A 13,299-nucleotide genomic window follows, 5' to 3' on the forward strand; every position below is an offset into this window, starting at 1 on the left:
AATAAATAATCACTGTGAGGGCTACCCGATGTCAGAACAAGCTCAACCCCTGGGCGCGGCGGTCAATACCGCCATCACCCGCAACGAATCCAAGAAGGTCATCTTCGCCTCGTCCCTGGGGACGGTGTTCGAGTGGTATGACTTTTTCCTCTACGGCGCCCTGGCGGCGGTGATCAGCAAGCAGTTCTTTGCCGGGGTCAACGACACCACGGCGTTCATCTTTGCCTTGATGGCCTTCGCGGCCGGCTTTGTGGTGCGCCCGTTCGGTGCACTGGTGTTTGGCCGCCTGGGCGACATGATCGGGCGCAAATACACCTTTTTGGTCACCATCATCCTGATGGGCGTGGCGACTTTCTGCGTCGGGCTGCTGCCGACCTACGCCAGTATCGGTATTGCGGCACCGATCATCCTGATCGTCCTGCGCATGCTGCAAGGCCTGGCGCTGGGCGGCGAATACGGCGGCGCGGCCACGTATGTGGCGGAGCATGCGCCTGCGGGCAAGCGTGGGTTCCACACCAGCTGGATTCAGTCCACCGCAACGCTCGGCCTGTTGCTGTCGTTGCTGGTAGTGCTGGCCTGCCGTTACTTCACCGGGGACCAGTTCGAAGTGTGGGGCTGGCGCATTCCGTTCCTGTTCTCCATCGTGCTGCTGGGTATTTCCACCTGGATCCGCATGAGCCTGCATGAGTCGCCGGCATTTCTGAAAATGAAAGAGGAAGGCAAGGCCAGCAAGTCGCCGATCCGCGATTCATTCGGCAAATGGGAAAACCTCAAGATCGTGCTGATTGCCCTGTTCAGTATCAACGGCGGCCAGGCGGTGACTTTCTATGCGGCGCAGTTCTATGTGCTGTTCTTCCTCACGCAGTTCCTGAAAATGGACCCTGCCCTGGCCAACATGCTGCTGATCATCAGCGTGGTGATTGGCGCACCGTTTTTCATCTTCTTTGGCTGGCTGTCGGACAAAGTGGGGCGCAAACCGGTGCTGATGCTCGGTCTGTTGCTGGCAACCGCACTGTACTTCCCGATCTTCAAGAGTCTGGCGCACTACACCAACCCGGCGATGGACCAGGCCAGCAACCAGGCACCGATCACCGTGCTGGCCGACCCGGCCACCTGCACCTTCCAGTTCGACCCGGTGGGCAAGGCGAAATTCGACAGCCCGTGCGACAAGGTCAAGACCTTCCTCGTCAAGCAGGGCCTGCCTTACAGCAGCGCCGCCGCCCCGGCCGGCAGCCCGGTACAGGTGAGCGTGGGCGACGTGCGGATCGAAGGGTTTGACGAAAAAGCCCTGCGCGGCGCCGTGACCCTCGCCGGCTACCCGTCTTCGGCGGATGTGGCCCAGGTCAACAAGACCATGGTGGTGGTACTGATCGTGGCGCTGATCCTGATCGCCGCGATGTGCTACGGCCCGCTGGCAGCGTTGATGGTGGAATTGTTCCCGACACGTATCCGCTACACCTCGATGTCCCTGCCTTACCACATCGGCAACGGCTGGTTTGGCGGGTTCCTGCCGACCGTATCGTTCGCCCTGGTGGTGTACACCGGCGATATTTTCTATGGCCTGTGGTACCCGGTGGTGGTGACCGGCGTGAGCCTGATTGTGGGAATGATCTGCCTCAAGGAAACGCGGCATGTGGATATCGATAAGAACTAACCCGGTCTCCTGAACACTGGCCCCCCCTGTGGGAGCGGGCTTGCTCGCGAAGAGCGTGGATCAGTCGCAGAAAAGTTGACTGATCCACCGCCTTCGCGAGCAAGCCCGCTCCCACATTTGTTTTGTGATGACCACACAAATTGCTGTACATCCATACAGATAAAGGTTGATCAAAGCCCTCCGACTGAGCATCCTGCAAGGCATCAACCCGATCTGATGTGATGACCATGCGGCTGTACCTCTGTGAAAAACCCTCCCAGGCCAAGGATATCGCGGCCGTACTCGGCGCCAGTCGCCGGGGCGACGGCTGCTGGCTGGGCAATGGCGTCACGGTCACCTGGTGCATCGGCCACCTGCTGGAAACCGCCCCGCCCGACGCCTACGACGAGAAGTACAAGCGCTGGGTACTGGCCGACCTACCGATCGTCCCGGAAAAATGGAAAATGCGCGTCAAACCCAAGACCGCCAGCCAGTTCAAGGCCGTCAAGCGTTTACTGGGAGAGGCCCAGGAACTGGTGATCGCCACCGATGCCGACCGTGAAGGCGAGATGATCGCCCGTGAGCTGGTGGAGCATTGCCGCTATCGCGGACCGATCCAGCGGCTGTGGCTGTCGGCGCTGGACGACGCCTCCATCCGCAAAGCCCTGGCGGCCCTCAAGCCCGGCGCCGAGACCTTCAGCCTGTACCACTCGGCCCTGGGCCGTTCTCGCGCTGACTGGCTGATCGGCATGAACATGAGCCGCCTGTTTACCTTGCTTGGGCGCCAATCCGGCTACCAGGGCGTATTGCCCGTGGGACGGGTGCAAACGCCGACCTTGCGCCTGGTGGTGGACCGCGACCGCAGTATTGCCGATTTTGTACCGGTGGCTTACTGGGCCATCGATGTCGACCTGCAGCACGAGCGCATCACGTTCACCGCCCAATGGCGCGCGGCCGAGGATGCCTGTGATGACCAGGGCCGCTGCCTCGACCCGCAACTGGCGCGAGACGCCGCCGACGCCATGCGCAACGCCGCCACCGCGCGGCTGGTCAAGCTGCGCACCGAGCGCATGCGCGAAGTTGCCCCCCTGCCCTTCGACCTCGGCACCCTGCAGGAAATCTGCTCCAAGAAACTCGGCCTTGGCGCCCAGGAAACCCTGGATATTGCCCAGTCGCTGTATGAAACCCACAAAGTCATCACCTACCCACGCAGCGATTGCGGCTACCTGCCACTGAGCCAGCACAGCGAAGCGCCGAAGATTCTTGCTGCACTGGCGCGCGCCGATGCCGCGGTGAACGAACTGATGCCACATATCGAGACCCAGCGTCGCTCGCGGGCGTGGAATGACGCCAAGGTCAGCGCCCACCACGGCATCATCCCTACCGGTGCCGGCAAGGACGTGGGGCAACTCACCGGCAAGCACCGCGCGGTGTACACCTTGATTCGTGCACGCTACCTGGCGCAGTTCCTGCCCAACCATGAATACGACCGCACCCAGGCGGACTTCGATTGCGCGGGGCAAGCGTTGCGCGCGGTGGGTAAAGTGGTGATCGAACCCGGTTGGAAACGCGCGTTGCCAGAAGCCCTGGCGCCGGCAAAAGGGCGGGAAGCGCCAGCCCCACAAGCATTGCCGGCATTGGTGAAGGGCCAGGATTATGCGGTGGCCAAGGTCAACCTCAAGGACCTGTGGACCCAACCGCCCAAGCCCTTCACCGAAGGTGACCTTATCAAGGCGATGAAAAACGTCGCCAAGCTGGTGGAAGATCCGCTGCTCAAGCAAAAGCTCAAGGACACCACTGGCATCGGCACCGAGGCCACTCGCGCCGGCATCATCCAGGGGTTGCTGGACCGGGGTTACCTGGTGAAGAACGGCAAGGCGCTGTCGGCCACGCCGGCGGCGTTCAGCCTGATCGATGCAGTGCCCCGCGCGATTGCTGACCCGGGCACCACCGCGATCTGGGAGCAGGCGCTGGACATGGTGCAAAGCGGCGAAATGAGCCTGGAAGAATTCGTCGCCAAACAGGCGGCCTGGATGAGCAAGCAAGTCGCGCGCTGCAATGGCATGCGCATGACCATCACTGGCCCGGCCAGCCCGGCAGGTCGAGGCGCCACACCGTGGAAAAAGAAACGTAAAAGCGCGCCCCGCAAGACGGCGGCCAGCCCCAAGCGGGCGAAAAAACCGACAAATGCCGGTTAAACACCGAAAAAATCCGGCGAATGACGTTTTTCGACGGGTTTAACGCCGCTTTGGACCTTGCCGCGGCGTGGGCCGTCTAGGATTCTGTATGGGGACCCTGACCCACTAACAACAACACCGGAGTGGCCGCCATGAAAACCGTTGCACAAGTGCTCAAAGCCAAGGACCAGAAAAACCAGGAAGTCCATGTCATCAAACATGACCACACCGTGTTTGAAGCACTGGTGCGGATGTCGGAGAAAAACGTCGGCGCCTTGCCGGTCGTCCAGGATGGCGTGGTGGTAGGCATCATCAGCGAACGTGACTACGCACGAAAAATCATGCTCAAGGGGCTGTCGTCGGTCACCACAAAAGTCCATGAGGTGATGAGCTCTCCGGTGATCACCGTCGACACCCATAAAAAGGTCGATGAGTGCATGAACATCATGACCGACAGTCACCTGCGCCACCTGCCAGTGGTCGAAGACGGCAAACTGCTGGGGTTGCTCTCCATCGGTGACCTTGTAAAAGAAGCCATTGCCGACCAGGCCGACCTGATCAAACAGCTGGAGCAATACATCCGCGGCGAATAGGGGAACCCATGCTCGACACGCTGGAACATACAGAGGAGCACCTCGACACCCTGTACCGGGCCTTGGCGGAACGGCGTTTTCTGGTATTGACCGGTGCGGGGATCAGCACGTCGTCTGGTATTCCCGATTACCGCGACAGCGAAGGCGTGCGCCGGGGCAAGGCGCCGATGATGTACCAGGAATTCCTCGCCACTCCGCAGGCGCGGCGCCGTTACTGGGCGCGAGCAATGCTGGGGTGGCCGAGGGTACGCATCGCGCAACCGAACAAGGCGCACCTGGCGCTGGCGGCGCTGCAACAACGTGAGCGAATCAGCGGGTTGATCACCCAGAACGTCGACACCCTGCATGATCAAGCCGGCAGCCATGACGTGATCGAACTGCACGGCAGCCTGCACCGGGTGCTGTGCCTGGACTGCCAGTTGCGCAGCCAGCGTGATGCGATCCAGCGGCAGATGGAAATCGACAACCCCTACCTGGCGCACGTCCACGCGGTGCAAGCACCGGATGGCGACACCTTGCTCGATCCTGCGTTTGAAGAACACTTCCAGGTTCCCCGCTGCCCCCATTGCAATGGCGAGCGCCTGAAGCCGGATGTAGTGTTTTTTGGCGAAAACGTAGCCCCGGCGACAGCCGCCAGGGCGATGAATGCGGTAGAGCATGCCGAGGGTTTGCTGGTGGTGGGCTCGTCGCTGATGGCCTACTCGGCGTTTCGCCTGTGCAAAGCCATGGTCGAACAGAGCAAGCCAGTCATTGCCATCAACCTGGGTAAGACTCGAGGGGATGAGCTGTTGCACGTGAAGATCCAGGCGTCGTGCGAGCGGTTGTTGCCGTTGTTGACCGACCGTTTGCGGTAACCCGTACACCGCCAATCAAAACTGTAGGCGCTGGCTTGCGGGCGCCTACCGTGTTTTGTGTCGAACTCACTGGCTCGGCCCTACGACTCCCCCCTCCAGAAAATGACGCCCAAGTCACGTTCTCCTGCATTCTCCCGTCCTAACGGCGATTTATGTAGTGATAAAAAATAATCACTACATAATCGTTGACGTAACGTTTTTGTCCTTGCATTATCGAGACGTCTCCCGGATCGGGAGCGTTGGTAACAAGTGTTTTGAACAAGCTCGTCTGACCGCCGAGCTGTTTTTTCCGGATGTGCACTGCCCACAAGGCGGATTGATGAAGCTGACCGGACCGAGAGGCTCGGTACAAGGCGCTCAAATGCGGCTTGTCTTCGTTATGAAAGCATTGCGTAGCAGTTCATCAGCAAGACTACATGCATCAGGTTCAAGACCCTGCCCGTATTCGGCAGACAGTCGCTGACGCCCGGTTTTCTTAACCGGAGACAACTAAAGATGTTTTAACGAACCAACTGATAGATCGCCAACTGGTCAAGGGGCTTACACATGAATCTGAACAACCAACCAACTATCGAAGAATTGGCTGAGATGTTCGCAGCGCAGAAAGACACACTCGACGACCATATCCTGTGGATTGGCAAATCGGGCGAAGTCCAAATCGACTGCCTGGCGCCCCACACCGAAGAAGCCGAGTTCGACCGCAATAACCGTGAACTGGCAGCGCGCCTGAAAATGTACCGTCGTGGCCAGGGCTATGTCGGAAAGAAAGCCGCCGCCGATCGCAACTTCATCGAGCAGGTCTTCCACACACTTAATACCGAATGGCAGAACCTCAAAGGCCAATCGAACGTTAAAGTGATTGATAGATACTGCTGATAACAGCATTAAACAGTTAAGCCCGCTTGTTAGTTCAAGCGGGCTTTTTAATGCCTGTCTTATAACAATGCAGGAAACCGCCCCTTTGCCGCTTCATCCCGGAAAATATCAAACAACACCTGCGCCGCCGCCGACAGCTCATGCCCTGGCTTGGTCAGTACACCAATCGGCCGTTCGATAACCGGATCGCTCAAGGTGATGCAATGAGCGCCCGCCTCCTCCATTTGCCGTGCGCATAACGCGGGCACAGCGCTGACGCCCAAACCGCTGGCAACCATCTTGCCCACCGTCGCCAGTTGATGGCTTTCCAGGGCTACCGGCAGCTTCATGTGGAGAGCGCCCAGGTGTTCTTCCAGCATCACCCGCACTGTGGAAGGCCTTTGCAACGTGATGAACGGCTGTTCCAGCAAGGTGTTCCAATCGATTTCAGCACACTCTGCCAAAGGCGAATCACCAGGCACCACTGCGATGAAGCGATCAAGGTACAACGGCGTAAACGCCAGTGATGAACCTTCCGCAGGCTCGAACGCCACGCCCAACTCCACCTGCCGGTCGCGCACCATCTCCAGCACCTGCTCATTGATCAAGTCATGCACGGTCACATTCACTTGAGGGTAACGCGCGCGGAATGTCTTCAGGATCGGTGGCAGCAAATTGCCCGCAAACGATGGCATCGCCGCGACGGTCACTCGGCCACGCTGCAAGGTGAACCGCTGGCGCAGTTCGTCTTCAGCGTTGTCCCAGTCGGCAATCAGCCGGCGCGCCAGGGGCAGCAGGGACTCGCCCTCAGGCGTCAGGGCAACGTTGCGTGTATTGCGGCTGAATAAACGCCCGCCCAGCCCTTCTTCCAGGCCCTTGATGGTCAGGCTCAACGCCGATTGGGAAAGGTGCAGACGCTCGCAGGCGGCGGCAAAACTCAGGCTTTGGGCCACGGCGAGAAACGCGCGCATCTGTTTAACTGTCATGACGCGACTCCAAACGGTTCGGCGACTATGCTGTTTTTTAAATCAATCAACCTTAAAAAACAACTTAACAAATCAATCAGCCGGAGCAACACTCGGTTCATTGGCTGGCCCACAAACAATAAAAGAGGTGCATATGGCAGGTTTCGATAAACGCGTGGCGTCCTACGAGGAAGCACTGGCAGGCCTGGAAGACGGCATGACCGTACTCTCCGGCGGTTTTGGCCTGTGCGGCATTCCCGAAAACCTCATCGCCGAGATCAAGCGCAAAGGCACCCGCGACCTGACCGTGGTTTCCAACAACTGCGGCGTCGACGGTTTCGGCCTGGGCGTGCTGCTCGAAGAGAAGCAGATCAGCAAGGTGATCGCGTCCTACGTCGGCGAGAACGCGCTGTTCGAGAAGCAATTGCTCAGCGGCGAAATCGAAGTGGTGCTGACCCCCCAAGGCACCCTGGCCGAAAAAATGCGCGCTGGCGGCGCCGGCATCCCGGCCTTTTTCACCGCTACCGGCGTTGGCACGCCTGTGGCCGAAGGCAAGGAAACCCGCGAATTCAACGGTCGTCCCTACCTGATGGAAGAGTCCATCACCGGCGACTTCGCCATCGTCAAAGGCTGGAAAGCCGACCATTTCGGCAACGTCATCTATCGCCACACCGCCCAGAACTTCAACCCACTGGCCGCCACCGCCGGCAAGATCACCGTGGTCGAAGTGGAAGAAATCGTCGAACCGGGCGAGCTGGACCCGGCGCAGATCCACACCCCTGGCATCTACGTCGACCGGATCATCTGCGGCACGTTCGAGAAGCGCATCGAACAGCGCACCGTGCGCAAATAATCCGCCTCCAGCCCGAATAATAAGGACACCTAAAATGGCTCTTACCCGCGAACAAATGGCTCAACGCGTCGCCCGCGAAATGCAGGACGGCTTCTACGTCAACCTCGGTATCGGCATTCCGACCCTGGTGGCCAACTACATCCCCGAAGGCATGGAAGTGATGCTGCAATCGGAAAATGGCCTGCTCGGCATGGGTCCTTTTCCTACCGAAGAAACCATTGATGCCGACATGATCAACGCCGGCAAGCAGACCGTGACCGCACGCATCGGTGCGTCGATCTTCTCCTCCGCCGAGTCCTTCGCGATGATCCGCGGCGGCCACGTCGACCTCACTGTACTTGGCGCGTTTGAAGTGGACGTACAAGGCAACATCGCGTCGTGGATGATCCCCGGCAAACTGGTCAAAGGCATGGGGGGCGCCATGGACCTGGTGGCCGGTGCAGAAAACATCATCGTGATCATGACCCACGCGTCCAAGGACGGTGAGTCAAAGTTGCTCAGCCAGTGCAGCCTGCCGCTGACCGGCGCCCACTGCATCAAGCGTGTATTGACCGACCTGGCCTACCTGGAAATCGAAAATGGCGCTTTTGTCCTCAAGGAACGCGCACCTGGCGTCAGCGTTGAAGAGATTGTGAGCAAGACCGCCGGTAAACTGATCGTCCCGGACCACGTTCCAGAAATGCACTTCCAGTGAGGACAGATTCCATGCAAGACGTCGTGATTGTTGCTGCCACCCGCACCGCCGTGGGCAGCTTCCAGGGTTCGCTGGCAAGCATTCCGGCTCCGGAACTGGGCGCCGCCGTGATCCGTCGCCTATTGGAACAGACCGGCCTCGACCCGGCCCAAGTGGATGAAGTGATCCTCGGCCAGGTACTCACCGCCGGCAGCGGCCAGAACCCGGCACGCCAGGCCTCGATCCTCGCCGGCCTGCCCCACGCGGTGCCGAGCCTGACCTTAAACAAGGTCTGCGGCTCCGGCCTCAAGGCCCTGCACCTGGGTGCCCAGGCCATCCGTTGCGGTGACGCCGAAGTGATCATCGCCGGCGGTATGGAAAACATGAGCCTGGCCCCTTATGTACTGCCCGCCGCCCGCACCGGTTTGCGCATGGGCCACGCCAAAATGATCGACAGCATGATCACCGATGGCCTGTGGGATGCGTTCAACGACTACCACATGGGCATCACCGCCGAAAACCTGGTGGACAAGTACGGCATCAGCCGCGAAGCCCAGGACGCTTTCGCTGCGGCGTCCCAGCAAAAAGCCACTGCTGCTATCGAAGCGGGGCGCTTTGTCGATGAGATCACCCCGATCCTGATTCCCCAGCGCAAAGGCGACCCGGTGGCCTTCGCCGTGGATGAGCAGCCGCGCGCCGGCACCACTGCCGAGTCCCTGGCCAAACTGAAACCTGCGTTCAAAAAAGACGGCAGCGTCACCGCCGGCAACGCCTCCAGCCTCAACGACGGCGCCGCTGCAGTGCTGCTGATGAGCGCCGACAAGGCCAAGGCCCTCGGCTTGCCGGTACTGGCGCGCATCGCCAGCTACGCCAATGCGGGCGTAGACCCTGCCATCATGGGCATTGGCCCGGTATCGGCCACCCGCCGCTGCCTCGACAAAGCCGGCTGGAGCCTGGGCGACCTGGACCTGATCGAAGCCAACGAAGCCTTCGCCGCGCAATCCCTGGCGGTGGGCAAAGAGCTGGAGTGGGATGCAGAGAAGGTCAACGTCAACGGTGGCGCCATCGCCATCGGCCACCCGATCGGCGCGTCTGGCTGCCGTGTGCTGGTGACGCTGTTGCACGAAATGATCAAGCGCGATGCCAAGAAAGGCCTGGCAACGCTGTGCATCGGTGGCGGCCAGGGTGTGGCCCTCGCTCTCGAACGCAGCTGATTCAAAGAGCAACATAGAAGAGGCCCGGTTCCACGAAAACCGGGCCTTTTCTTCTTCTCGATCCCCTGAAAGGACACGGTCAATGTGGGAGCTGGCTTGCCTGCGATGGCGGTCTACCTGTACCCGATGGTTAACCTGACCCACCGCTATCGCAGGCAAGCCAGCTCCCACATTTGACCTCCAATCGTCAGTCAGAACGCGGCACCGCAAACACCGCACTCGCCCGCGCCACCACCTTCTCCCCCACCTGCAGGCTCACCGTGGCAAACGCCATCTGCCGCCCCCGCTTGTGATGTTCCAAGCGCACCACAACCCACTCCCCCACCTGCACTGCACCCAGGTAATCCAAGGTCATGCTCGCGGTAATCAACGGCAACGGCGGCTCACTGGAAAACGCCATCGCATAACCCATGCCGATATCTGCGAGGGTCGCCAACACTCCGCCATGCACGGTGCCGCGTCCATTGGCGTGACGATTGTCGGCACGCAGGCCGATTTCCAATTGCAGCCCCTCCCCTCGGCAATATGCCGGGCCGAGCAGATCAAGCAAGGGACTGCTGCGCGGCAGTGAAACAAAGCCTTCTGGTACGACGTGAGTGATCATGACGGGCTCTTCCTTAGCGTGAGGGTTGAGATGTACGCCTCGCCGGTACCAGCGGCCATGACCATCCATCACGCAAATCCCCTGCGATGCTTTGCGTTAATCCACCAGACCCGCTTTAATCGCCGCACCGCCCCCTTCAAGGAACTGCAATGCGCCACACGGACGGCAAATCCCACCCACTTCGTGGACCAATTTTGATGCTACTGGCCGGCCTGGCGCTGGTCGGCTGCTCGCCCAGTGACTCTTCGCGCGCGAGGGTGATCAACGGCGAACAAAGCCGTGCCGGCGCTCAATTGGCCTACGAACACGAACTGAGCCTGGCCCTGCCCGGCGCCCTGCTCGCACCGCGCATGCAGGCCACCCGCGAAGCCTGCGAAACCGCGCGCTTTGGCGCCTGCAATATCCTCGGCATCACCGAAAACGGCAGTGGCGGTCAGATCATCCTGCGCATCGCGCCCACCGGTGTTGAGCCGATGGTCGCGATGGCCGCTGAAGGTGGCACGCTCGGCCAGCGCATTACCACCGCCGAAGACCTGGCCGATGCCGTTGCCGATGTGCGCCGTCGCCAGGATCGGCTGCAATCCCAGCAACTGCGCCTCGACGAACTGGCCAAGCGCAAAGACATCACCGTCAGTGACCTGATTGCCTTGAGCAAGGAACAGGCGGGCATTGAAAACGAACTGCAGGAACTGGCGCAGGTCGCCGCCGGCCAGCAACGCCGACTCGACACTAACCGTGTGACCCTGAATTTCCGCTCCTCCGACGGTGCGAACCAGCAGTCACGGTTCAGCCGGATGTTCAACAACCTGGGCGACAACTTGGTGGAAGGCACCGCCGACGCCCTAGAGCGGTCAAGCTATGTGCTGCCGTTCGTGATCCTGGCATTCCCGGTGGTGTGGTTGTGGGTATGGCTGTGGCGGCGCTTTGTAGTGAGGAGCCGTCCTGTGGTGAGCGGGCAAGCCCGCTCACCACAGGAGCCCCGCTCGAACAAAAATTGATCAGCGTTTCAGGCAACGCTGATACCGCTCATCCACCCGTTTGGCGAACCAGGCGGTGGTGAGGTTGCGGGTGATCTTGGGACTCTTGAGCGCGATGCCCGGCAGGATCGCCCGTGGCATCGGCTTGCCCGCCGCCTTGTCGGCCAGGGCAAACACGCGTTTGTAGAGCGTGGTGTCCTCGAAATCCAGCTGCTCGCCCTGCTCCAACTGGCTGCGGATGCTGGGGTTGCGCATGTCCAGCTTGGCGCCCAATGAACGCACCGCCAGCTCAGTTGTGCCCGGCAGCAGTGAACCGTAGCGAATCAAATCTCCATCCAACGCCAACTCTTTGCCCGCCGCACGGCTGACGGCGGCCTGGAACGCGGCATTGCGACTGGCGTACCAGCCAGCATTGAAGTCGGCAAAGCGGTACAACGGCTGGTCATAGTTCACTGGGTAGCCGAGCAAATGCGCGATGCCAAAGTACATACCCCCCCGGCGGGTAAAGACTTCGCGGCGAATGGTGCCGTCCACCGTGTAGGGATAACCCCGCGCCTGTTTTTGCGCAAAGTCGATACTCACCTGCATCGGGCCTGCGGTATGCACCGGGTTGAAACCACCAAACAGCGTATTGCCCAGGGGCACCATGCTGATGAAGTCATCAAAGATGGCGCTCAGGTCTTTCTCCGTGCGCGCGGCACTCAGGCGGTCAGCGTAGGTCTTGCCGGTGGGCGAGCGCAGTTGCAGTGCGCTGCGTACGACGAACGCCGGTACGTGGACTTTTCCGGCACGCCGCAGGATTTCATCCTGGGCGATCTTGCCCATGTTCGGTACCGGCGGGTCGACCTGAAAAGTGGATTCCTGCTCGGTAACCGCCAGCACGGCGCAGATGTTTTCTGTGCTGGGGTAGATTTTTTGGGTGTCGAAGGCGGTGTAGATATCCTCGGCCCAACCTTTGCGGTCAGGCACCTGGGCCGGTAGCAGGCGCGCGATCTGCGCCTTCACCTCGGCCTCGCTGCGCTCCGGCTGTTGCGGGTTGCGCGTGGTAGAGCAACCGGCCAGCACCAGCAAAGTGGCAAGGCAGAGGAACAGGCGGCTTGAATACATTGGGCTTCCTTGGATGGCGACGGGCCAGGCGTTGCAGATATCGACCGGCAAGTCTAACCAGGGTTCGCCCACCTTGTGCACTCGCCAGTGACCCGTAAAACGTGACAGGATCGGTCATCGACCATTCGTACACGGAGTTTGAATGCCATGCTCAGCCTGAACTTCCTGATTACCTGCCTTATTGTCGTATTGATCCCCGGCACCGGTGTGATATTCACGGTGTCCACCGGCCTCACCGCCGGCAAGCGCGCCAGTGTATTCGCAGCGCTGGGCTGTACCGCCGGGATCATCCCGCATTTGCTCGCGTCGGTACTCGGCCTTTCCGCCCTGCTGCACACCAGCGCATTGGCGTTCGATATGCTCAAGTACGCAGGCGTTGCCTACCTGCTCTACGTGTCATACGCCACCTGGAGGGACCGCTCGGCCTTTGCGGTCAGCGAAACCCCTACGCTGTCCAGTGCACGAAGCCTGATGTTGCGCGGCCTGTTGATGAACATTCTCAACCCTAAGCTGACGATTTTTTTCCTGGCCTTCCTGCCCCAGTTCGTCACGCCTGGCAGCACTGCGCCGGCCCTGCAAATGCTGGTGCTGAGTGCTGTCTTCATGGGGATGACGTTTGCGGTGTTCGTGGTGTATGGCCTGCTGGCCAATGTATTTCGCCGCGCAGTGATCGAATCGCCACGGGTTCAGAATTGGTTGCGGCGCAGCTTTGCGGCGGCCTTTGCGGGGCTGGGGTTGAACCTGGCGTTTGCGCAGCGCTGACACACCGAAAAAACGGTAGGCGCTGGTTTGCC

The 13,299-nt window shown here is 60.4% G+C and carries 13 protein-coding genes; 10 read left to right on the forward strand and 3 right to left on the reverse strand.

The window, feature by feature from the left end:
* Nucleotides 1–28: 28 nt before the first annotated feature.
* The 5 genes from BMZ57_RS16320 (at nt 29) to BMZ57_RS16340 (ending at nt 6,133) form a co-directional block, all read left to right on the forward strand.
* Entirely contained in the window at nt 29–1,654 is a 1,626-nt protein-coding gene (locus BMZ57_RS16320; RefSeq protein WP_010211312.1) for an MFS transporter, read from the forward strand.
* 227 nt (nt 1,655–1,881) lie between these two features.
* Nucleotides 1,882–3,831 (forward strand): DNA topoisomerase III, encoded by a 1,950-nt coding sequence (locus BMZ57_RS16325; RefSeq protein WP_069672714.1) that lies wholly within the window; start codon nt 1,882–1,884, stop codon nt 3,829–3,831.
* A 131-nt stretch (nt 3,832–3,962) separates the two neighbouring features.
* Entirely contained in the window at nt 3,963–4,403 is a 441-nt protein-coding gene (locus BMZ57_RS16330; RefSeq protein ID WP_016977364.1) for a CBS domain-containing protein, read from the forward strand.
* 8 nt (nt 4,404–4,411) lie between these two features.
* Nucleotides 4,412–5,257 carry an NAD-dependent protein deacetylase gene (locus tag BMZ57_RS16335; protein ID WP_010211316.1) on the forward strand — a complete coding sequence of 282 codons (846 nt, stop codon included), beginning with the start codon at nt 4,412–4,414 and terminating at the stop codon, nt 5,255–5,257.
* Between the two features lie 546 nt (nt 5,258–5,803).
* Nucleotides 5,804–6,133 carry a hypothetical protein gene (locus tag BMZ57_RS16340; protein ID WP_010211317.1) on the forward strand — a complete coding sequence of 110 codons (330 nt, stop codon included), beginning with the start codon at nt 5,804–5,806 and terminating at the stop codon, nt 6,131–6,133.
* A 59-nt stretch (nt 6,134–6,192) separates the two neighbouring features.
* Here the strand turns inward: BMZ57_RS16340 and BMZ57_RS16345 are convergent, their stop codons facing one another.
* Nucleotides 6,193–7,098 carry a LysR family transcriptional regulator gene (locus BMZ57_RS16345; RefSeq protein WP_069672706.1) on the reverse strand — a complete coding sequence of 302 codons (906 nt, stop codon included), beginning with the start codon at nt 7,096–7,098 and terminating at the stop codon, nt 6,193–6,195.
* Between the two features lie 133 nt (nt 7,099–7,231).
* On the opposite strand from BMZ57_RS16345, the gene BMZ57_RS16350 reads away from it, so the two are divergent.
* From BMZ57_RS16350 to BMZ57_RS16360, 3 genes are read left to right on the forward strand one after another with little or no spacing between them, the layout of a single operon-like run.
* The gene (locus BMZ57_RS16350; protein ID WP_010211319.1) at nt 7,232–7,930 is read left to right on the forward strand and encodes a CoA transferase subunit A; all 699 of its coding nucleotides are present in this window, start codon (nt 7,232–7,234) and stop codon (nt 7,928–7,930) included.
* 34 nt (nt 7,931–7,964) lie between these two features.
* Nucleotides 7,965–8,624 carry a CoA transferase subunit B gene (locus BMZ57_RS16355; protein ID WP_010211320.1) on the forward strand — a complete coding sequence of 220 codons (660 nt, stop codon included), beginning with the start codon at nt 7,965–7,967 and terminating at the stop codon, nt 8,622–8,624.
* An 11-nt stretch (nt 8,625–8,635) separates the two neighbouring features.
* Nucleotides 8,636–9,817, forward strand: a complete 1,182-nt coding sequence (locus BMZ57_RS16360; protein ID WP_010211321.1) for an acetyl-CoA C-acetyltransferase — start codon at nt 8,636–8,638, stop codon at nt 9,815–9,817.
* Nucleotides 9,818–10,004: 187 nt separating this feature from the next.
* Here the strand turns inward: BMZ57_RS16360 and BMZ57_RS16365 are convergent, their stop codons facing one another.
* The gene (locus BMZ57_RS16365; protein ID WP_044286963.1) at nt 10,005–10,421 is read right to left on the reverse strand and encodes a PaaI family thioesterase; all 417 of its coding nucleotides are present in this window, start codon (nt 10,419–10,421) and stop codon (nt 10,005–10,007) included.
* Nucleotides 10,422–10,570: 149 nt separating this feature from the next.
* Here BMZ57_RS16365 and BMZ57_RS16370 point away from each other — a divergent pair, with 149 nt between their 5' ends.
* A complete protein-coding gene (locus tag BMZ57_RS16370; protein WP_069672707.1) occupies nt 10,571–11,419 on the forward strand; it encodes a DUF4349 domain-containing protein in 849 nt (282 codons plus the stop codon).
* Here BMZ57_RS16370 and BMZ57_RS16375 read toward each other — a convergent pair whose 3' ends face one another.
* Nucleotides 11,420–12,505 carry a DUF1615 domain-containing protein gene (locus BMZ57_RS16375; protein ID WP_010211324.1) on the reverse strand — a complete coding sequence of 362 codons (1,086 nt, stop codon included), beginning with the start codon at nt 12,503–12,505 and terminating at the stop codon, nt 11,420–11,422.
* Nucleotides 12,506–12,652: 147 nt separating this feature from the next.
* On the opposite strand from BMZ57_RS16375, the gene BMZ57_RS16380 reads away from it, so the two are divergent.
* Nucleotides 12,653–13,267, forward strand: a complete 615-nt coding sequence (locus BMZ57_RS16380) for a LysE family translocator (protein WP_010211325.1) — start codon at nt 12,653–12,655, stop codon at nt 13,265–13,267.
* Nucleotides 13,268–13,299 lie beyond the last annotated feature (32 nt).

Source organism: Pseudomonas simiae (genome assembly GCF_900111895.1).
In the GTDB taxonomy this organism is placed as follows: domain Bacteria; phylum Pseudomonadota; class Gammaproteobacteria; order Pseudomonadales; family Pseudomonadaceae; genus Aquipseudomonas; species Aquipseudomonas simiae.

Coding starts and splice junctions, on each gene's coding strand:
- BMZ57_RS16330 (WP_016977364.1), top strand. CDS start 3,963: ATGAAAACCGTTGCACAAGTGCTCAAAGCCAAGGACCAGAAAAACCAG.
- BMZ57_RS16370 (WP_069672707.1), top strand. CDS start 10,571: ATGCGCCACACGGACGGCAAATCCCACCCACTTCGTGGACCAATTTTG.
- BMZ57_RS16380 (WP_010211325.1), top strand. CDS start 12,653: ATGCTCAGCCTGAACTTCCTGATTACCTGCCTTATTGTCGTATTGATC.
- BMZ57_RS16365 (WP_044286963.1), bottom strand. CDS start 10,421: ATGATCACTCACGTCGTACCAGAAGGCTTTGTTTCACTGCCGCGCAGC.
- BMZ57_RS16325 (WP_069672714.1), top strand. CDS start 1,882: ATGCGGCTGTACCTCTGTGAAAAACCCTCCCAGGCCAAGGATATCGCG.
- BMZ57_RS16350 (WP_010211319.1), top strand. CDS start 7,232: ATGGCAGGTTTCGATAAACGCGTGGCGTCCTACGAGGAAGCACTGGCA.
- BMZ57_RS16375 (WP_010211324.1), bottom strand. CDS start 12,505: ATGTATTCAAGCCGCCTGTTCCTCTGCCTTGCCACTTTGCTGGTGCTG.
- BMZ57_RS16360 (WP_010211321.1), top strand. CDS start 8,636: ATGCAAGACGTCGTGATTGTTGCTGCCACCCGCACCGCCGTGGGCAGC.
- BMZ57_RS16335 (WP_010211316.1), top strand. CDS start 4,412: ATGCTCGACACGCTGGAACATACAGAGGAGCACCTCGACACCCTGTAC.
- BMZ57_RS16355 (WP_010211320.1), top strand. CDS start 7,965: ATGGCTCTTACCCGCGAACAAATGGCTCAACGCGTCGCCCGCGAAATG.
- BMZ57_RS16340 (WP_010211317.1), top strand. CDS start 5,804: ATGAATCTGAACAACCAACCAACTATCGAAGAATTGGCTGAGATGTTC.
- BMZ57_RS16320 (WP_010211312.1), top strand. CDS start 29: ATGTCAGAACAAGCTCAACCCCTGGGCGCGGCGGTCAATACCGCCATC.
- BMZ57_RS16345 (WP_069672706.1), bottom strand. CDS start 7,098: ATGACAGTTAAACAGATGCGCGCGTTTCTCGCCGTGGCCCAAAGCCTG.